Raw genomic sequence first — 19,284 nt, forward strand, 5'->3', positions numbered from 1 at the left:
ACGCCGATTTAGCCTGAAATTTACCCAAAATTGCCTAATATTTTTGCGTTGATTATTTTGAGAGCTTCTTTATGTATAACGAGAATGGCACCAGCCTGCGGAGATGGGCAAGATGACGGAAGACAGATTGTGGGCCGAAAGTTTTACCGCTTTGTCGGACCGTGTCCGCAGCTGCGCCCTCTCACCTGTCACGTTGACCGAATTGATGCTCGAACGTATCGCGGCCTATGACGGTACGCTTCATTCGTATGTCGCAGTCGCGCCCGAAACCGCCATGAGGACGGCTGAAAATGCCCATGCGGAGATCAAGGCCGGACACTGGCGCGGTCCCCTGCACGGTATCCCCATGGCCGTGAAGGATGTCTTCTACACGACCGATATAAAAACGGGTCTCGGCAGCTCGATATATAGCGATTGGCAGCCGCCTCATGAGTCGACCGCCACGGCCAGGCTGCGGGCTGCGGGCGCCGTGATGCTCGGCAAGCTGACGGCGACGGAAGGCGTCTATGCCGATCATCACCCGACGATCGCGCCGCCCATCAACCCCTTCGGCGCCGCGCACTGGACCGGAACCTCTTCGAGCGGATCCGGCGTTGCGATTACAGCCGAGCTTGCCTACGCAACACTTGGCACGGACACGGGGGGATCGATCCGCCTGCCATCATCCTGCTGCGGGCTCGTCGGCATCAAGCCGACCTGGGGACGGGTGAGCCGCCATGGCGTCTTCCCTCTTGCTGAATCCCTTGATCATGTCGGCCCGATGGCGCGAACGGCAAAGGACGCCGCTGCCATTCTGGGGGTCATCGCGGGCCCTGATCCCGCCGACCCCACAGCCGCACCGGTCGACGTACCCGACTACCTTGCCGACATCGATGGTGGTGTGGCCGGCATCACGATCGGCGTCGATTGGGCCTTTCTTCGCCGGATCGCGACGGAAGAGGTTCTTCATTCGATTGAGGCCGTTGCGGCCACCATGGGCGCGCTCGGCGCCCGCATCGTCGATGTCACCTTTCCCGAATCCGAAGCCGTCCTGCACGGCTGGGCGGTGCAGTGCGCGGTCGAGGCTGCCCTCGCCCATCGCGAGACATATCCGGCGCGCCGGCAGGAATATGGCGAGCGACTCGCAGCTCTTCTGGAGCGCGGCAACAGTTTCAGTGGCTTGGCGATGGCTGAAGCCCTCAATGATCGCCGCATATTCAACGGGCGGATCGCCACCATGTTCACCGGAATTGACATGCTGCTCGTGCCCGGCCTGCCAATTGCCGGTCCAACGCTCGACTATATGGCGTCACTGGGCGAGGATCCCGAGGCGATCCTTGCCATCGGCCCATTCACTGCCCCTTTCGATGTCTGTGGCTATCCCACCATCACTGTACCCTGCGGCGCCAGCACGGCCGGCACCCCCATCGCCTTCCAATTTGTCGGCAAGCCATTCAACGAAGCGCTGCTCTGCCGTTCGGCACATGCCTATCAGGGCGTGACCCAATGGCATTTGCGGCGTCCGGCGCTCTGACCCGCAAACGAGGAGAAGACCATGACAAACGGCCTGGACACTTCGCTGAAAATAGATATGGCCTCGATGCCGGTACAGCTTCCCGCCACCACAGCGGAGCCGGTTGCCGCCCGGGCGCGCTTTTTCAATTCGGGCAATGCCTTCAACGTCAAACTGCCGGCAGTGCCAGCATCCACTTTTCGCGAGGAAGCAGCGCTGGCCCTTGCGGCAACGACGACGACGCTTTTTGCCTGCGACCAGTCGGTAGTGATCGCCGCACCCTTTGCCGCCACGACGCCCCTGATGCTCGCGCAGTACGCAGCGATCGCGCCAGGGGACACCCTTCCCGCAGCTTTCGCCGCCAGCGGTGTCATCTGGTATGTCATCCGGGGTTCGGGCTCGACCAAAACCGGGACCGAGCTTTTCGATTGGGCCGCGGGCGACGTGTTCCTGACACCCGGCGGACCGAATACATCGCTTGCCGCGGGTCCGGACGGCGCCGTCTTGTGGCTGGTCAGCAACGAACCGCAGTTAGCCTTCGAGCACCTGGTTCCGCCGGATGCCGCGACGGCGGCTATCGAAGCCGTGCATTATCCCGCAGCGGAAATCGCACGACAATTGCAACGCGTTGTGGAGGCCGGGCAGAACGAGACGACCTCCGGCATAGCGCTGATTTTTTCGTCCATGCGACAGGAAGCCAGCCGCAATATCATGCCGTCGCTGACATTGTCGCTCAATACGGTCCCGGCCGGCGAGCATCAGCGCCTGCACCGGCATAATTCCGCGGCCATCACCCTCATCCTCCAGGGAGAGAGCGCCTATTCGATGGTCGGCGGCCTGCGCTGCGACTGGTCGCCTTTTGCAACGCTGGTGACACCGGCGACCGAGCCGCATTCACATCATAACGAGGGCGATGAACGGGCAATGTTCCTGATCGTGCAGGATGGCGGCCTTCACTATCATGCCCGAACGATGGGCTTCTCCTTCCTCGAAGCAACAGGCAACGGCTCATGACACGACAGATGCATCTTGGCCTGTTCATTCTGGGAACGGGCAGCCATGTCGCGGGCTGGCTCTATCCCGGTGCCTTTGACAGCTTTCAGGATATGAAATCCATTCAGGCCATTGCCGCGTCGGCAGAGCGTGGCAAGTTCGATCTGATCTTCATGGGCGACAATCTCTATGCGGATCCTGGCGCCCATCCGTCCTACACCGCCAGGCTGGAGCCGCTCACCATGCTGGCCGCCCTTGCGATAACGACAAGCCATATTGGCCTTGGCGCTACCGCCTCCACCACTTACAGCGACCCGTTCAGCACCGCGCGGGCATTTGCCTCGCTCGATCATATCAGTGGCGGCAGGGCTGCCTGGAATGCGGTCACCACTGCGAATGCTGTCTCCGGAGCGAATTTCGGCCGTGAACACCCCGACCACAACCAACGTTACGCGATCGCCGGCGAATTCATCGATGTCGTCAAGGGTCTCTGGGATTGCTGGGACGATGATGCAATCGTCGCCGACCGCTCAAGCGGCGTCTACATAGACCCGGCGAAGGTCCGGTCGCTGGATCACACGGGTGCGTTCTTCTCCGTCAAGGGGCCATTGAACATCGGCCGTTCGCCGCAGGGCCAGCCGATCGTTCTGCAGGCGGGCGGCTCCGCTCCCGGCCAGCAGCTTGCGGCCCGCACGGCGGACGTCGTCTTCTCCGTGGTGCAGGATATGTCCGAGGCGCAAAGGCAATATGCAGGTTTCAAGGCGCTTTTGCCGGAATTCGGCCGCAAGTCGGACGAGGTAACATTACTTCCGGGCGTTATGCCGGTCGTCGGCCGTACGGATCGCGAAGCCTTCGACAAGTTGAAAACACTGCAAGGCTTCATCTCCTCGACCAATGCCATGGCGCTGCTTTCAGACCGATTTGGCGTCGACATGAGCCAATATGATCTCGATGGCGCCGTTCCGGACATTCCGCTTCCCGACAGCTACCATTCCTTTGCAAGCGTCATGCTGTCCAAGGCCCGACGGGACAATATGACCTTGCGCGATGTCTATAATCTGATGGCCGCGGCCCGAGGCCATTGGGTCCTTTGCGGCTCGGCCGAACATATTGCCGATACGTTGCAGCAATGGTTCGAGAGCCGCGCCGCCGACGGCTTCAACGTCATGCCGCCCTATTTCCCCGAGGGCCTGGACGACTTCGTCGATCTGGTCGTCCCGATCCTGCAGGAGCGCGGTCTGTTTCGAGCCGACTACACCGGCTCGACATTGCGGGACCATCTCGACCTCGAACGAGCCGCGAAGCGTTAGACGATGTCTCTAGGCCACGGGCACCCATAAACGCCGCACCGGTCGCGGCCCTCTCACAAGATTTTCACAGGAGCCCAAAATGGATTTGCGGTTAAACGGGAAGACCGTTCTGATTACCGGCGCGTCGCAAGGCATAGGCGCGGGCCTTGCCAAGGCATTTGCTGAGGAAGGATGCGCGGTTCGGCTGACGGCCCGCAATGTCGACAGGCTGGAGTCCGTCAAAGCCGGCATCGTCGAAGCCCTTCCCGATGCGGTCGTCGATCTCTTCCCCGAGGACCTGACGACACCCGGCGCCGCCGAGCGCCTGGCCACGGCCGTCGGCGATATCGATATCCTCGTCAACAATGCCGGTGTCATTCCGTCCGGCTCGCTGTTCGACATCGATGAAGCAAAGTGGCGCGAAGGCTGGGAACTGAAGATCTACGGCTATATCAATCTCTGCCGGCTCTATTATCCCCGCATGAAGGCTGCCGGCGGCGGCGTGATCATCAACAACATCGGCAATGGCGGCGAGATCGCAGACCCTCGCTATATCGCCGGCGCCATGGGCAATGCAAGCCTCATGGCCTTCACCCGGGCGCTCGGCGGATCAAGCCTTGACGACAACATCCGCGTGGTCGGCGTCAATCCCGGCCCTGTCGATACAGACCGGATCTACAACATGCTGAAAAAGCGGGCCAGGGATGTGCTGGGCGACGAAACCCGTTTTGGAGAACTGGCCCTTACCTATCCTTTGGGCCGCCCCGCTCATGTCCATGAGGTTACGGATCTGATCGTGTTCCTCGCCTCCTTCCGCTCCGGTTACACGACCGGTACGATCATGACGGTGGATGGCGGGATCGCCTCCCGCCGTTCGATTGTCTGAAGGTGCTGCGATGACCGAGCGACACCCCAAGCGGCTGGGCATGCTGGCGCCCTCCTCCAACACGGTGCTGGAGCCGGAGACGGTAAAACTCTTGCCGGCCAACGGCTCCGTGACGTCGCATGTCTCACGCCTGCGGGTGGTCCAGATCTCCGACGATGCATCCTCACTTCAGCAGTTTGAAATCGAACCAGTCCTCGCAGCTGCAGATCTTCTGGCCGACGCCGCTGTCGATCTCATTTTGTGGAATGGAACGGCGGCGAGCTGGCTCGGCTTCGACCGTGATCTGCAATGGGTCGCCGCTATCGAGGCACGAACCGGCATTCGCACCACAACGGCGGTCATCGCGATCAACGAGGCCTTGCAACGGATCGGCGCGCGACAGATCGGGCTGGTGACGCCCTATGTCGAAGCACTCGAAAGGCGCATCATCGCCAACTATTCCGGCATCGGCATAGAGGTGGCGGCCGCCGTGCGCTGCGACCTGACGGAGAATACCGCCTATGCGGCAATCGTGCCGGATGACATCGCCGAAATGGTGCGCGAGGTGGCGCGCACTCCCGTCGACGCAATCCTCATTCTCTGCACGAATTTGGCCGGCTCATCGATCGCGCCGATGCTTTCCTTGGAACTTGGAGTTCCCGTCCTGGATTCCGTGCGTGTGGCCATCGAACACAGCCTCGTTTGCCTCGGCGAATGACCGCAGGCCGTTGAGTGTGAAGACTGACCTCAAACGACCAGTGACCAAATCACTACTTTGTTCTATCGATCCGCTTCCCAGGTCCATACTCGCCTTTCAGTTTACCAGACGACGGGATGCGATTGGCCTGTGTTGACGTTGACAAGTCCCGACGGCATCTGGTCGCTCGGTGCGACGAATACCCAGCGCCAGGGCAGGCAGGTCAGGGTGGCGAATATGAGGGTTTCCGGGAAACCTGGCTTCCAGATCTTGGTAGCGGAAGGCTCATACATCCACTCGATCTTTTCCGCGGCTGAATATAGCTGCTGCATTTCTCGATCAAGTTCCTCGGCCGGGCGCGCCGTCATCAGGCCGCCGATCTCGTAGCGGACCTCTGCTACGATCTCGCCTCGATGCACCAGCACCCATCCGCCGGCGATTTCCTGCAGGCGATTTACGGCCATCGCCATCGCACGGTCGGAGGAGCCTACCGTCCAGACATTGTGTGAATCATGGGCGACGGAACAGGCAACCGCAGTGTCCGGATCCGCCGGACCGCAGCCCAGCCAAAACATCGATGCCAGCTTTCCGTTGCCGCTATAGCGGTCGATGATTGCGAATTTCGTAATCTTCCGCATCACATCCCGCTGGACCTCACCGTTTTCAACCTTCAGTTCCGTGGTCAGAAAATCCTGATTCCAGTGAAAGGGACGCAGGAGCGCGGCCTGCGCGCTGCGGCGGTCGCCGGGAGCCGGAACGGCAAAATCCGCGGCGCTCAGGAGGCGCCCGATGTTCAGCGTTCCGGTCGCCCATTCCGGCCAGGAAATGTCGGGTTGCGGCCCGAGATATTGCTTGCCTTCGGAAACGAGCAGGCCGTCTGCGTAAACGGCTGAGATGGAAACGGACGCCACGTCATCGAGCAGCACGAGATCCGCGTAGCGGCCGGGTGTAATACTGCCCACCCATGCGTCGATGCGCATATGTCTCGCCGGGTTGAGCGTGACGCATTGAATGGCGGTTTCGGGCGGGACGCCGTGCTCGATCGCCGAACGAAGATTGTAGTCGCTCGCGCCTATTCTCAGTGTTTCCGAGGCACTGCGGTCATCCGTCGTAAAGGCGATATTGGACCAATCGGGAAGGCCGCGCTCAAGGAGGCCCGGCAAAACCTCGGGGAAATTATAGGGGCGGATTTCGATGAAGATGCCCCGGTTTATTTTCTCCCACCCGTCCTCGAAACTCCAGATCTCGTGGTCGGACGAGATGCCGGATGCGGCGAAGGCACTCGTTTCATGCGCCTCCACCAGACCTGCACCGTGTCCCTCGACAACGCCGCGCTGTTCGACCGTTGCGCGGATCATTCCCCAAATCCGCTCATAGGCGGGGTTTTGCGGATCCCAGACCGCCGGCCAATCCATGACCTCGTCAAGACTGACCACGGACAGGTCTCTCGTCAGGAAGCCGCGCTGCTCCTCATAGCCGTAATGGCCGCCGGTGCTCTCCCATCCGCTCGGAGGCACCGCGGAGCCAGGCTGGATGAAGACCTTGTGTGGTACGCCATGGCTGCGGGCCGTCTTCCAGAATGCCGTATTGTTGGGGCCGTCGACATTTGCGAATTCATGGCTCGCCTCGCATGTCCAGGTGTTGCCTCTCGGCAGGACAAGGGCTGCTTCATATTCAGGCGTCAGATGAGTGCTTTCGATATGCTTGTGCACTTCGCCGAAGCCCGGAACCGCCGACAGGTCCGGATAATGCACCCGACGGAAAACCTTTCCCTTGTATTGGCCGGCAGGGCCAACCCAGGCGATGCGCCGTCCCTTGACGACGATCTCCTGGTCCAAGGCCCACATGCGGGTATGAACATTCAGCAAGCGGCCCACGCGGATGGCCAAATCCGCCGGCCTTTTGCCCAGCGCCACGAGGACTAGATCCTGGCGGACGGCAATGTCATCCTTTGCGTTCAGGATGAGATCGTCTGGAAGACTCATCACATGCGTTCCTTAAAATGCCCGATGGGCGATAATGATGTAGATGATGAAAATGACATCGAGGGTCAGAAGCATAGTCGTGAGCTTCTGCCACTGACGCATCGCCAGCACGATCAGCGAGTAGACGAAGCATCCTATCGCCAGGCCCATCATCAGGTCGGTGGTCACCACCGTGATCAGCAGGATCAAAAGAGGCGGAATGGCATTCTCGGGACGAGACGTGTCCAGATCGCGAATGCCTTCCATCATCAGAACGCCGACCATCACCAGGGCCGGAGCCGTCGCCTGGGCCGGAATGATGCCGATGAGCGGCCAGAGGAAAAGCGAGAAGCCGAAGAGAACTGCGACGACGATGCCAGTCAGACCCGTGCGGCCACCTGCTTCGACGCCCGCGGCCGATTCCACGTAAGCCACGACCGTCGACGTGCCCAGCGCGGCCCCGATAATCGAGGCGAAGCCGTCAGCGGCGTAGGCTTGCCGTGCGCTCGGGATGTTGCCGTCCTCATCCATAATCTTGCCGCGGCGCGTCACACCGATCAGCGTGGCTGTCGCGGAGAAGAAATCGGACATGAAGAAGTAGAGCGTGATCGGCAGAACGAGCCAGAAGTGGGTGAAGAAATCATGGAAATCGAAGGCGAAGAAAAGCTCTTTCGGAATGATCGGAAAATCGATGATGCGATCAGGAAAAGCGGTCAGTGGCGCGCCATGGGCCGTGACGAAAAGACCGATAAAGCTCAGAGCGGCAATCGAGATCAGAAAGGCGGCCGGTATCCGCAATGCCAATAATATCGGCGTCGCCAGCACGCCGACGAGTGAAAGCATGACAGCCGGTTCGGCGATATTGCCAAAGGAAAGACGGTCATGGGCCAGAGACACCAAGCCGGCGTTCTTGAGCCCGAGATAGGCGATGAAGAGGCCGAGGCCGCATTGTATGCCCAGACGAATCGACTCGGGAAAGCCGCGGACGATCCGCTCACGCCATCGGGTGAGCGACAGGATCGTAAACAGGATCCCGCCGATCAGGACCATGGTGAGGGCAGTCTGGTAGGACACTCCCATCTGCAGCACGACAACTTGTGCGAAGATCACGTTGGATCCCATGCCTGGGGCGAGCGCGATCGGCAGGTTGGCCCAAAGCGCCATGATCAGGGTTCCCACCATCGAAGCGAGGGCCGTGACGATGATGAGCGAATGCATATTCATGCCCGCCGCCGACAGGATCGCCGGATTGACCACGATGATGTAGCTCATCGCGCCGAAGGTCGTGAGACCGGCTACGACCTCGCGGGATATCGACGAATTTCGCTCTTCGATGCGGAAATATCGATTGAGGGCCGATAGTTTTGAGCCCTCCTGATCCGAAAAAACATTGCCTGTCATTGCCTATCGTTCCCCTGCTTTCGACGTCGCGTTGGCAGCTTCTTGCTGTCTATCGAGCGCGATGAAACTGGATATCGCCATGAAAAGGCGGGCGCCATGACTGCGGCTCCGCGAAGTTGATTGGAACTCAGGAAGATATGCGTATTCCGACACTCGGGAGGCTTCGGTCGCTACATGCGGACTAACTTGTGCGCCTGGCGCGAATGTCCCACCCCAGTGAGACAGGCGGGCTCGGCGTTCAGATGGAGGGTGGCGAGTTAGGCACGAATATTGCGTGTTATCGATATGGAGGCGCCATCGTAAGCAGGCAAACCCATATTCTCACACCGGCCCGCGAGCCGAACGAACGCAGCCGGGTTCGACGCTTCGGATGCGGGTTTTTTGGAGGCAGGATCAAGTTATGGAGATTTTAAGTCGAGACTATAATTTTCACTTTCATAAGGCGACAAGCGACAGCAATCCTGCCGGCACCTATTTCGGCGAACCACGTGTCGAGGTGTCGCTCATTATGAAGGGGTCGGTGCGGTTCATCGTCGACGGCCGTGTGCGTGTCGTGCATGCGCCCTGCGCTACATTGCAGGCGTATCACGTCGATCTCCACGCGTTGTCGAACACCGACCAAAAGGTTCAGACAATGTGGTGCCACTTCTCCCCGGATGCGCTGTCGGAGGAGGACTGGTCGGTACTGGAAAATTTGCCGGCCGCCCAGCCGATTCCTCCCTTGATGCCATCACTCTTTGCCGGCGCTCTTTCCTTGCAGCAGGAATCCGATTCCCCGCCCGAGCATGATGTAACCAACCATATGCGCAATTCGCTCGGCCGGACGATCCTTGCGGAATATATCCGAGGTACCCAGCTTGCGGGGCGAACGAGGCCGTTGCCGAAGGCGGTTATCGTGGCAAAAAAGGCGCTCGACAGTGAATATTCACGATCGTGGACGGTTGCAAAGCTCGCAAGCCTCGCCGGTACCAACGCGAACTACCTTATTCATCTTTTTAAGACCTATCTCGGCGTGCCGCCGATGCATTACTTGTGGGAGAGAAGGCTGGATGCGGGTATCCACATGCTGCAGTCCACCAGCCTGACAATCGACGAGATATCCCATCGCTGCGGATTCCGGAGCCCGGCGCATTTTTCCCGACGGGTCAAGGACAGGAATGGCGCTCCACCAAGCCGTTTCCGGTAGTGGCGGCATTCTCTTGCATCGTTCCCGAGAACAAGGCAGCATATTCTTCCTTGGCGCAGCAGCAGACCAATAGATTTTTGTATTTCTTCGAATCGCTACTTATTGCCAAGAGATGCAAGGCAAAGGGGCTGACACCGTAATGGTGACGCGTGCGCAGCAAATTGGCGTCGTTATCGGCCTGGTTATCGTCACAGCGTTGACGATCCTGCGGGCAAGCGATCCTGAGTTGCTAAGGCTCGCCCGCGATTTGACATTTGACCAGTATCAGCGCCTGGTGCCCCGGACCTTCGAGAACCAACCTGTCCGGGTCATCGACATAGACGAAGCGTCACTGCGCGAATTCGGTCAATGGCCTTGGCCGAGAAACCGAATTGCCGCCCTTGTGGACAGGCTTTCCGATATGGGCGCGTCCGCTATCGCTTTCGATATCCTCTTCGCCGAGCCCGACCGCCTCTCGCCTCGCAATGTCGTTCGCGATGTCACCGGCGTTGATCCCTCACTGTTGGGCAAGCTACCGGATAATGATGAGATTTTTTCCCGATCGCTATCGGGAAGGCCGGTGGTGCTGGGCTTCGGCCTCTCCAATGCGGGAAACTATCTGCCATCGGTGAAGGCAGGCTTTGCCTATACCGGCGAAAGCCCCTTCGGTGCGCCGCCCGCAATCAAGGCCGCGACGCCGCTGCAGCCGCAATTGGAAGCCAATGCCGCCGGCCTCGGTCATATCAGCCTCAATCCGGGTGCATCATCGGCAGTGGTGCGCGCGGTTCCGCTTTTCCTCAGCGACGGCAAGCAGCTTTACCCCAATCTTGCGCTCGAAGCGCTCCGTGTCGCACAGGGGGCCTCCACCTACGTACTCGACGCGGCACCGGACACGCCGAATACACTGACCCGGGTCAAGATCGGGGATTTCGTGGTGCCGGTAACGGCGACAGGAGAGCTCTGGCTCTATGTCAGCCCCGACACCACGGAACGGTATATTTCGGCAAGCAAGGTACTCGCGACCGGAGACGCCTCCGCCGATATCAGAACCGCCATCGAAGGCAGTATCGTTTTCGTCGGAACCTCTGCTTCCGGGCTCCAGGATGTCCGCACAACGGCCCTTGGTGAAAACGTGCCGGGTGTCTCCATCCATGCGCAGATCGTCGAGCAGATCCTTTCAGGCCGCTTCCTTTCCCGGCCGGATTGGGCAGACGGGCTTGAAATCCTGTCCATCGCCGTGTTGGGCGGCCTTCTGGTGATCCTCACCACCTTCGTCAATCCGGCCGTTGCACTTGCGTGCGGCCTGCTGATTACCTCATTTGCCCTTGTGGCCTCCTGGCTTGCCTTCCTTTATGGGGGGCTTCTCTTCGACCCGCTGGCACCGATCGTCGCCGGATCGATCACGCATTTCGCTGCGACGGGATTCCGCTTTCTCGTGATCGATCGGGAACGGCGCGACGTGCGGCGGGCTTTCGGCCACTATCTCTCACCATCGCTGCTCCATCGCATCGAGCATACGCGCAATGCCCTGCGCCTTGGAGGAGATGAGCGCGAGCTGACCGTCATGTTCGTCGATGTGCGAAACTTCACCCAGATCAGCGAGGAGATGACACCGAGCGCCGTCGTCGCGTTTCTGAACACACTGCTCGATGCGCTGAGCCACCATGTCATCGTCAACGAAGGCACGCTCGACAAATTCATCGGAGACTCGATCATGGCCTTCTGGAACGCTCCCGTCGATGTCCCTGACCATGCCGGCAAGGCCGTGCATGCAGCCCTGGGCATGCGGGAAACGCTCGCCCGCCTCAACAACAGCGATGCATTCGGTTTCGGAGACGCGCGGCAGGTCGGAATAGGGATCGGCATACATACGGGGCTTGCATGCGTCGGCAATATGGGCGCCGAGACACGCTTCAATTACACCGCAGTCGGCGATGCCGTGAACATCGCCGCGCGTATCGAATCTGCCTGCAAGGACATCAATTTCGACATTCTGGTATCCGAACCGACAGCAAGCCTGCTGCCAGATTGCGCTCTACTCGACGCGGGAGCGCTGACGCTGAAGGGTAAGAGTATGCGAACCGAACTCTTTGCGGTGGTCGGTGATGCGCGCCTGGCGAAATCTGCTGATTTTGTCGAACTGCAGGCCATGCACAGGCGGCTTGTCGCTGCCCTGCGAACACGGTCGACGAGCAGCCGCAAACTTGTCGGCGCCGCAAAACTCAAGGCGCAGGTCGCGACGACAGGACTGTTGCAGGAGTTTTACGGCCAGATTTCGCGCCGAGCCGGACACTTCGTCGACGAGCCCGCAGATAAAGCGGCCGACATTTAGCTGATTTTGCAGCCGTCGCCCGCAACTCCTCCTGCGCTACCGACGGTGGTGCCCGCCGTCGTGATCGCCATGATCGCCGTCATGGCCATCGCTGTCTCGGTCGCCCCCGTTGTGATCACCCCATCCGTGGTCGCCTCTGCCATGATGATGGTCATGATGATGCTTGCCTTCATCGCCGTCGTGCTTGTCAGGTTTGTCGGGCGTGCTTGGCGGATTTGGGACATTCGGCGTGCTGGGAGTTTCCCGCGGAGCAGCAGCAGGCGCCTCGGCGCGTGGCGATTCCGTCGTGCTAGGTACGCTAGGCGTATTGGGCTGTGCCGGAGCAGGATTGTTTGCCGGAACGCTGCGTGGAGATATCCCGTTGGGCCGATCTTTCATCGCCGTCGACAGACCGCAGCTGCCGCCAAAACCCATTCGTCCCGAAAGTTGTTGATCCCCGGACAGAAACGGCAAAGCTCGCTGGTTGCCGAGCGTCTTGAGAATGTCGCGGTTGACCCGGCGAGGATCGCTTATCTCACCATTGCGTTTAGCAACAACGCAGTCGCATTGCTGCTTCAACTGCCGGCAGCCACCCGCGCCGCAGAACTGCGCGGCGCCACTCAAAAGAACAACCGCCGTCGTGCCGTTAGCCCCGACATAAAAATCAAATACGGTCCCGCGCACGCCGATCGTTCCGGCGGGCGTCACGATTTGATACGCCGAAGAGTTTGAATTTCCGCTCACCCAGCGAAAAGTGCCCTTTGCGGCCTTTATGGTAAGCTTTTTGACTGAGCCCGAGTCATCGAAAACGAATTTGTCGATGACAACAGACGAGCCGGCTCCGACAGCCAATTTCGTGCCGTCTCGAAATGTGAACTGTCCAAGGCCCGAAATGGAGGTACGAATTTGCTCGTCCCGGTGGACGGGATCATCGACTGCCAGCGGACCGCCTGCGCCCGTAACTTCGGTGTTAATCAGCACAGCCTGGCCGACCTTCTCGGCGGCTTTCGAAGACAACGGCGCGAGCAGCATGACGCTCAGCACAACGGTCGCGGCATGGCGCAGATACAACATCTCACCCTCCAGGATTATCTATGTTTTACCATAGATATCCCCGGATACCCATCATCCTTTCTGAGTATAAACGGTGTAGACCGAGTTATTGTCGGATTGGGTTTGGCCAAAGATCGGGTGTATTCTACCACCAGTATTCTCACTGAATCTTCACGAAGAACATTCTACACAACCTATCCGATGGCATGGCTTTCCCGAGTTCTTCAGCAACGCCCGCCCGAGGAGACCTGTACTACGCCCCGATTGCTGAGCTCGAAGAATTTGAGTCGGGGTCGTTTGGCACTTAATTGGGCTCTTCCTCATAGAATAGCGCGCCCTCAACGTGTCAGAGCGTCGCGAGGAAATCCGGCGGCGAGGCTATCGATGAACTTTCGCACGGCAGGAGGAAGGCCTCGCCGCGTCGTAAAGACCAGATGCACCTGTCCCCGCATTCCCCTCCAGGCTGGCAGGACGCGTATGAGCGAACCTGCCTCCAGCGCCTGCCGGCATGTGTGGTCAGGGAGGAGCGCGATACCCAATCCTGCGACCGCCGCAGCACGCACCGCCGAGAAGTCGGTACATCCAACCCTCGGCGCATGTCGAAGAACGTGCGTGCGGCCGTCGTCGGTTGTCAGATGCCAATCGATATCTCCTTGATCATCGTTGGTCGCAAGCGTCGGGAACCGCCCAAGATCCTCGACATCGGCAATCTTGCCCGCAAGCTGTGGACTGGCAACAAGGATACGAATGGACTCTCCCAACGACCGCATGGTGAGGGAAGCATCGCTGTCGAGCGAGGTCCGGACACGCAGCGCAACGTCGATCCGCTCTTCGATGAGATCGACCGGACGATCGATGGCGACGAGTTGCAGACGAACCTTAGGGTAGCGGTCGAGAAACTGCGCAACGAGCGTCGAGATGGCCTCGATGAGCCCCGTCGGGCAACTCATGCGCACGACGCCGTGTGGCTCCGACTGTGCCTCGGCCACCAGGGCTTCAGCCCGCTCGGCCTCCACCAGCATGACCTTGCAACGTTCGTAAAAGCTTTGGCCGATGTCCGTCACCCTGAAGCGCCGGCTCGATCGTTCGATCAGACGGACTCCGAGCCGTACTTCCAGGCCGGCGACACGACGGCTCAGTTTTGATTTAGGCTCGCGCAGCGCGCGGCCGGCCGCCGCAAAGCCGCCATGGGTTAGCACTTCGGCAAAATATACCAGATCATTCAGGTCAGCCCGCATCATCGTTCCTCCTGTAGAACGGTGGGTACCGCATCTGCCGACTATTTGCATCGGCGTTCTGCTGGCATGTTCTTTGTTAGCGGACTGAAGAGCCGCGACAAAGGAGAAAGACAGTGACGTACAAGTTCGAAAGCAACGTCGTGGTAATAACCGGCGGCACGAGCGGCATCGGCCTGGCCACCGCGAAGGCTTTCTCAGCGAACGGGGCCTCGGTGTTCATCACCGGTCGCCGCAAGGATGCACTCGACGCTGCAGTCAAGGAAATCGGTGGTCTCGTCACAGGCGTACAGGGCGACATGAGCCGTCTCGTCGATATCGACCGCCTCTACGACGCTGTGCAGCAGAAACATTCCAATATCGATGTCGTCTTCGCCAACGCCGGAGGCGGCGAATTCGCTCCACTCGGAGCCATTACGGAAGAGCACTATCAAAAGACCTTCGATACGAACGTGAAGGGAGTGCTGTTCACAGTACAGAAGGCCCTGCCCTTACTTAGGGACGGCGGCTCGATCATTCTCACCTCTTCAACGACAAGCATTTCCGGCACCCCGGCCTTCAGCGTCTATTCCGCCACGAAAGCCGCCATCCGCAATTTCGCCCGCAATTGGATCCTCGACCTGAAGGACCGTCGCATCCGGGTCAACGTGGTCAGTCCCGGCGTGACCGACACAGCCGGCCTCAACGAACTCTTCGGCAGCGGCGATCAAGCTGAAGGCACGAAGACCTATCTCGCTAGCCTCATCCCCGCCGGCCGGATCGGGAGGCCTGAGGAAATTGCCAAGGCGGTACTATTTCTCGCATCCGACGACGCAAGCTTCATCAACGGCGTCGAACTCTTCGTCGACGGCGGCCAGGTCCAGATCTGATCGCTATCCATCCTCTTACCGGAGAACTGCCATGTCCTATGATATAGCCACCTTGCTTATCCGCAATCTTCACGACGTCTTCGGCGAGGGCGATGACGCCCGTCGTCGTACCGTCGTGGACGAGATCTTCACGGACGATGCCATGTTTTGTGAACCGAACGGCATCTACCGCGGCCGCGAGGAGATCGCACGTATCGCGGGAGTGATCCGCGCCACTCATCCAAGCTTCCGATACACTATCCTGCGGGCACCGGAAGTTCTTCATGATCAGGCCGGGCGCGTCCAGTGGGTTTCGGGCGCACCCGGCGCACCGCCAGCATATGCTGGGACGGATTTCATTGTCGCGAGGAACGGCAAAATCGCGGCGATTTACTTGTTTTTCGATGAGCAATTACCTGCATCGTCATGAAGAAGGTCGTCATCATGCGACGAAGGTGATTATCCCAACCCATGTCCATAATTGGCCTAGACAAGATTGTTGAGATATTTCACCTGTCGATGCACGGTCTCCTGCGGGCACTTGCCCTCCTTCTTGAGGTCGCCAATCGCTATGCCATGGGTTGGCGCCCTATCGGTATTGATGGTCAGCGGCTTTTCCCAATCCTTCAAGCCGGCAAGCATTAGGAAATGTCGACAGCGCGTGAAGGTCCAAAGGACGATTGCGAAATGCCGCAGACGTTGTGAAAGCCAATATCCGCTCAAGAAATTTCTCTGCTTGCATCACGTCCGGCAATACCGGCATCCTTCTTGCTTCTGTTAATCACGAGTTCTCGCTGAGACAGCGGTTGTCCCCGGTTCAGAGCAAGGAAGCTTTCTATGGCCCCACCCGATACCCAAAATGTCGCTGCCTCCAGCGATCCGGTTCTCTCGGTGCGGGGACTGACTGTGAGCCTTCCCAAGAACATGGAGCGCGCCTACGCGGTCGAGGATATCTCCTTTGATCTGCACAGGGGCGACATTCTCTGTATTATCGGTGAATCTGGCTCCGGCAAATCGGTAACGGCGAACGCCATCATGGGCCTGCTAGCACCGGTCATCCGGGTCACGAGCGGCAGCATCCTATTCCAGGGCGTTGACCTTTTGAGCGCTGATCCGAAAAGGCTTCAGGGGTTGCGCGGTCGGGCTGTATCTATCATCTTCCAGGATCCGCTTTCTGCGCTGAACCCCCTGATGACTATCGGCGATCAGATCCTTGAGGTCCTTGAGACCCATAAGGTCGGCACCCCTTCGAGCCGACAGGAAAAGGTACAGGAGCTGTTGTCTGAGGTTGGATTGCCCGACCCTGTCATGCTGCAGCATCAATATCCTTTCCGCCTTTCTGGCGGCCAGCGCCAACGGGTGATGATCGCCATGGCGCTGGCGCTTGATCCCGATATCCTGATCGCCGACGAGCCGACGACGGCGCTCGATGTCACGACTCAGGCGCAAATTCTCGATCTCATTCGCAAGATTCAGCGGCGCAAGAACATGAGCGTCCTGTTCGTCACCCACGACTTCGGCGTCGTCGCTGAAATTGCCGACCGGGTTATCGTCATGGAAAAGGGTCATCTGGTCGAGCAGGGGCCGGCATTGCAGGTCCTGACGGCGCCGACCCATCCCTATACGCAGCGGCTGATCGCCGCCGTTCCGCGAATGACCGCTAGGGATCGCGAGGGGGCCACCGACACGCCTGTTGTGCTGGAGGTACAAAACCTCAACAAGACCTATCGCAGCGGTGGCGGCTTTTTCTCTAAAGCGCGGATCGTGCATGCGGTGAACGATGTCAGCTTCTCCATTCGCAAGGGCCGCACGCTCGGAGTCGTCGGTGAATCCGGCTCGGGCAAGTCGTCGCTCGGCCGCGTGCTCCTGAAGCTGATGAACTCGGACGGCGGCAAGATTCTGTTTGATGGACGCGATATCGCGTCCCTGTCCGACCAGGCGTTCCGGCCGCTGCGACCCTATATCCAGATGATCTTTCAGGATCCGTTTGCATCGCTCAATCCCCGCCATACGATCGGTCGGATTTTGACGATCGGGCCGATGGCGCACGCGATCTCGATGCAGGAGGCCAAGGCCAAGGCATTGCGGCTGCTCAAACGCGTCGGCCTCGACGAGGGCGCCTATGATCGCTTTCCGCACGAATTTTCCGGAGGCCAACGACAGCGCATCGGCATCGCGCGGGCGTTGATGTTCGACCCTGTGCTGCTTGTGGCCGACGAGGCCGTGTCCGCGCTCGACGTCTCCATTCAGGCGCAGATCCTTCAGCTTCTTGCCGAGATTCAGCAGGATACCAAGGTGGCGATGGTCTTCATCACCCATGACCTGCGCGTTGCAAGCCAGATCTGCGACGAGGTGGCGGTGATGTACAAGGGTGAGATCGTCGAATACGGTCCACCATCGCAGATTTTCCGGGCGCCGGCTCACGCCTATACGCAGCGCCTCGTCGCGGCTATTCCCGGCGGTGATTGGGAAGCCAGCGCCTAGGGTGGCTCGTTTGTCCGGGTCCTTGCCACTGCCGATGTAGAATGGGCTGTTTCTGATCACTTCGCCTTTTCCACGGCGTGTCACGCTTATGAAATAGGCAATTACTTCCTGTGACTAAAATTTATACCTGCGTCGAAAAAATTAGTTGCATTTGTCCACTATCCGACGTTTCATGTCCTTGAAAGTCCAAACGATCCATTGCCGCTGATGTCAGCGATATCCCCTTCCTTGACGGATTGCGGGCGTGGATTTCTGTTGCCTTCGCGAGTTCCGTGCCATGACGACACCGACCAAGAATGGCCCCGCCTCCGTTAAGGACATCGACATCGATGTGCTTGAGGATACGTTGAGCTTTTACATCCGCAGCCTCAACATCGCCGTGTCCCGCGATCTCGACGAGAAGCTCGAAGGCCTCGATGTCGCCCAGGGTACAGGGAAGATCACCACGCTCTTTCTTGTCGATGGAAACCCCGGCATCCGCCCTTCGACGATCGCCCAGGTGATTCTCAAGGACCGTTCGGCAATGGGGCGGCTTGTCGATCAGATGGAGGAACATGGGCTCCTGCAGCGAAAAATCGCACCGGAGGATAGCCGCGCCCAAGCCCTCTACATCACCGACAGAGGTGCCCTGCTTGCAGTCCACGTGCGCAGGCTGGTGACGCTGCAGTCCCGCGAATTCTTTTCGGACATGACCGATGAAGAACATGACGTGGTCCTCGACATCTTGCGCCGGACCTATCGGCGCATCCTGGAGCGGTCATGACGAGCCGAATACTGGAGAAGCCTATGAGTGAGGACCGCGTCGCCTTGATATCGGGTGCAAGCCGCGGCATCGGCGCTGCCCTGGCGCAAGAATTGGCCGCCCGCGGCTGGCGCCTTTCGCTTGGCATGCGGCAGCCGGAAATGCCCGTCTGGGCCGACCCTGTCCGCGTCCATGTCTTTGCCTATGACGCGTTTGATACGCAGGCCGGGATACGCTGGAACGACGCGGCGATCGATGTGTTCGGACGCATCGATGCGGTCGTTGCCAATGCCGGCATCATGATCCCCAAGACCGTCATCGAGGCTGATGACGACGACATGGACCAGCTGCTTGAGGTCAATGTCAAAGCCCCGCAGCGTCTGGCAAAAGCCACCTGGGCTGCTTTGTCCGAAAGTGGCCGGGGCCGCGTCATCATCGTTGGTTCGCTCTCCGGCAAGCGGGTCAAAAGCGCTAAATCCGGGCTTTATGCCGTATCGAAATTCGCAGCTGTCGCTCTCGCCCATGCCCTTCGCCACGCAGGATTCGATCTCGGCATCCGCGCCACGGCCATATGCCCAGGTTTTGTTGCGACCGACATGGCCCGCGGCATCAGCGGCAAGGCCGATAGCGAGATGACAAACCCTGAGGATCTCGCCCGCATCATTTCCATGCTGATCGAACTGCCGAACGAAGCAAGCGTCGCGGAGTTTGCGATCAACTGCCAGCTAGAGGAGTCTTACTGAGC

The 19,284-nt window shown here is 59.5% G+C and carries 16 protein-coding genes and 1 pseudogene; 12 read left to right on the forward strand and 5 right to left on the reverse strand.

Features of this window, described 5'->3' with window-relative positions; translation table 11 throughout:
* Positions 1–112: 112 nt before the first annotated feature.
* The 5 genes from JTP94_RS11360 (at position 113) to JTP94_RS11380 (ending at position 5,357) form a co-directional block, all read left to right on the forward strand.
* Positions 113–1,513, forward strand: coding sequence for an amidase (locus JTP94_RS11360; protein WP_204850595.1), 1,401 nt, complete (start codon positions 113–115; stop codon positions 1,511–1,513).
* 21 nt (positions 1,514–1,534) lie between these two features.
* Positions 1,535–2,506, forward strand: a complete 972-nt coding sequence (locus JTP94_RS11365) for a cupin domain-containing protein (RefSeq protein ID WP_204850596.1) — start codon at positions 1,535–1,537, stop codon at positions 2,504–2,506.
* Positions 2,503–3,795 carry an LLM class flavin-dependent oxidoreductase gene (locus tag JTP94_RS11370; RefSeq protein ID WP_204850597.1) on the forward strand — a complete coding sequence of 431 codons (1,293 nt, stop codon included), beginning with the start codon at positions 2,503–2,505 and terminating at the stop codon, positions 3,793–3,795. The genes JTP94_RS11365 and JTP94_RS11370 overlap by 4 nt, the downstream gene beginning before the upstream one ends.
* 79 nt (positions 3,796–3,874) lie before the next feature.
* Complete coding sequence (locus JTP94_RS11375) at positions 3,875–4,660, forward strand: SDR family oxidoreductase (protein ID WP_204850598.1); 786 nt, start codon at positions 3,875–3,877, stop codon at positions 4,658–4,660.
* A 10-nt stretch (positions 4,661–4,670) separates the two neighbouring features.
* Positions 4,671–5,357 carry an aspartate/glutamate racemase family protein gene (locus JTP94_RS11380; protein WP_204850599.1) on the forward strand — a complete coding sequence of 229 codons (687 nt, stop codon included), beginning with the start codon at positions 4,671–4,673 and terminating at the stop codon, positions 5,355–5,357.
* A 101-nt stretch (positions 5,358–5,458) separates the two neighbouring features.
* Here the strand turns inward: JTP94_RS11380 and JTP94_RS11385 are convergent, their stop codons facing one another.
* Both JTP94_RS11385 and JTP94_RS11390 read right to left on the reverse strand, forming a co-directional pair.
* On the reverse strand, positions 5,459–7,321 hold the full coding sequence (locus tag JTP94_RS11385) for an adenine deaminase (RefSeq protein WP_204850600.1): 1,863 nt from the start codon (positions 7,319–7,321) through the stop codon (positions 5,459–5,461).
* Between the two features lie 12 nt (positions 7,322–7,333).
* Complete coding sequence (locus JTP94_RS11390; RefSeq protein WP_204850601.1) at positions 7,334–8,701, reverse strand: NCS2 family permease; 1,368 nt, start codon at positions 8,699–8,701, stop codon at positions 7,334–7,336.
* A gap of 400 nt (positions 8,702–9,101) precedes the next feature.
* Here JTP94_RS11390 and JTP94_RS11395 point away from each other — a divergent pair, with 400 nt between their 5' ends.
* Both JTP94_RS11395 and JTP94_RS11400 read left to right on the forward strand, forming a co-directional pair.
* Positions 9,102–9,887: an AraC family transcriptional regulator gene (locus JTP94_RS11395; RefSeq protein ID WP_204850602.1), complete on the forward strand. Its 786-nt coding sequence runs from the start codon at positions 9,102–9,104 to the stop codon at positions 9,885–9,887.
* Positions 9,888–10,026: 139 nt separating this feature from the next.
* Positions 10,027–12,198: a CHASE2 domain-containing protein gene (locus tag JTP94_RS11400; protein WP_246754828.1), complete on the forward strand. Its 2,172-nt coding sequence runs from the start codon at positions 10,027–10,029 to the stop codon at positions 12,196–12,198.
* 36 nt (positions 12,199–12,234) lie between these two features.
* Here the strand turns inward: JTP94_RS11400 and JTP94_RS11405 are convergent, their stop codons facing one another.
* Together JTP94_RS11405 and JTP94_RS11410 are read right to left on the reverse strand one after the other, a co-directional pair.
* A complete protein-coding gene (locus JTP94_RS11405) occupies positions 12,235–13,251 on the reverse strand; it encodes a FecR domain-containing protein (RefSeq protein WP_204850604.1) in 1,017 nt (338 codons plus the stop codon).
* Positions 13,252–13,568: 317 nt separating this feature from the next.
* The gene (locus tag JTP94_RS11410) at positions 13,569–14,471 is read right to left on the reverse strand and encodes a LysR family transcriptional regulator (protein ID WP_246754830.1); all 903 of its coding nucleotides are present in this window, start codon (positions 14,469–14,471) and stop codon (positions 13,569–13,571) included.
* A gap of 110 nt (positions 14,472–14,581) precedes the next feature.
* Here JTP94_RS11410 and JTP94_RS11415 point away from each other — a divergent pair, with 110 nt between their 5' ends.
* Together JTP94_RS11415 and JTP94_RS11420 are read left to right on the forward strand one after the other, a co-directional pair.
* Positions 14,582–15,334, forward strand: coding sequence for an SDR family oxidoreductase (locus JTP94_RS11415; RefSeq protein ID WP_204850605.1), 753 nt, complete (start codon positions 14,582–14,584; stop codon positions 15,332–15,334).
* 31 nt (positions 15,335–15,365) lie between these two features.
* Positions 15,366–15,743 carry a nuclear transport factor 2 family protein gene (locus JTP94_RS11420; protein ID WP_204850606.1) on the forward strand — a complete coding sequence of 126 codons (378 nt, stop codon included), beginning with the start codon at positions 15,366–15,368 and terminating at the stop codon, positions 15,741–15,743.
* Between the two features lie 59 nt (positions 15,744–15,802).
* On the opposite strand, the pseudogene JTP94_RS11425 reads toward JTP94_RS11420, so the two are convergent.
* Positions 15,803–15,952 (reverse strand): annotated as a pseudogene (locus JTP94_RS11425) (IS6 family transposase); the annotation flags it as partial.
* Between the two features lie 198 nt (positions 15,953–16,150).
* On the opposite strand from JTP94_RS11425, the gene JTP94_RS11430 reads away from it, so the two are divergent.
* The 3 genes from JTP94_RS11430 (at position 16,151) to JTP94_RS11440 (ending at position 19,282) form a co-directional block, all read left to right on the forward strand.
* Positions 16,151–17,797, forward strand: a complete 1,647-nt coding sequence (locus tag JTP94_RS11430) for an ABC transporter ATP-binding protein (RefSeq protein WP_204850607.1) — start codon at positions 16,151–16,153, stop codon at positions 17,795–17,797.
* A gap of 277 nt (positions 17,798–18,074) precedes the next feature.
* Positions 18,075–18,560, forward strand: a complete 486-nt coding sequence (locus JTP94_RS11435; RefSeq protein ID WP_204850608.1) for a MarR family winged helix-turn-helix transcriptional regulator — start codon at positions 18,075–18,077, stop codon at positions 18,558–18,560.
* A gap of 23 nt (positions 18,561–18,583) precedes the next feature.
* Positions 18,584–19,282, forward strand: a complete 699-nt coding sequence (locus JTP94_RS11440; protein WP_204850609.1) for an SDR family NAD(P)-dependent oxidoreductase — start codon at positions 18,584–18,586, stop codon at positions 19,280–19,282.
* The last annotated feature ends 2 nt before the right edge of the window (positions 19,283–19,284 follow it).

It is taken from the genome of Martinezella lusitana, from assembly GCF_016901135.1.
Taxonomy (GTDB): Bacteria; Pseudomonadota; Alphaproteobacteria; order Rhizobiales; family Rhizobiaceae; genus Rhizobium; species Rhizobium lusitanum_D.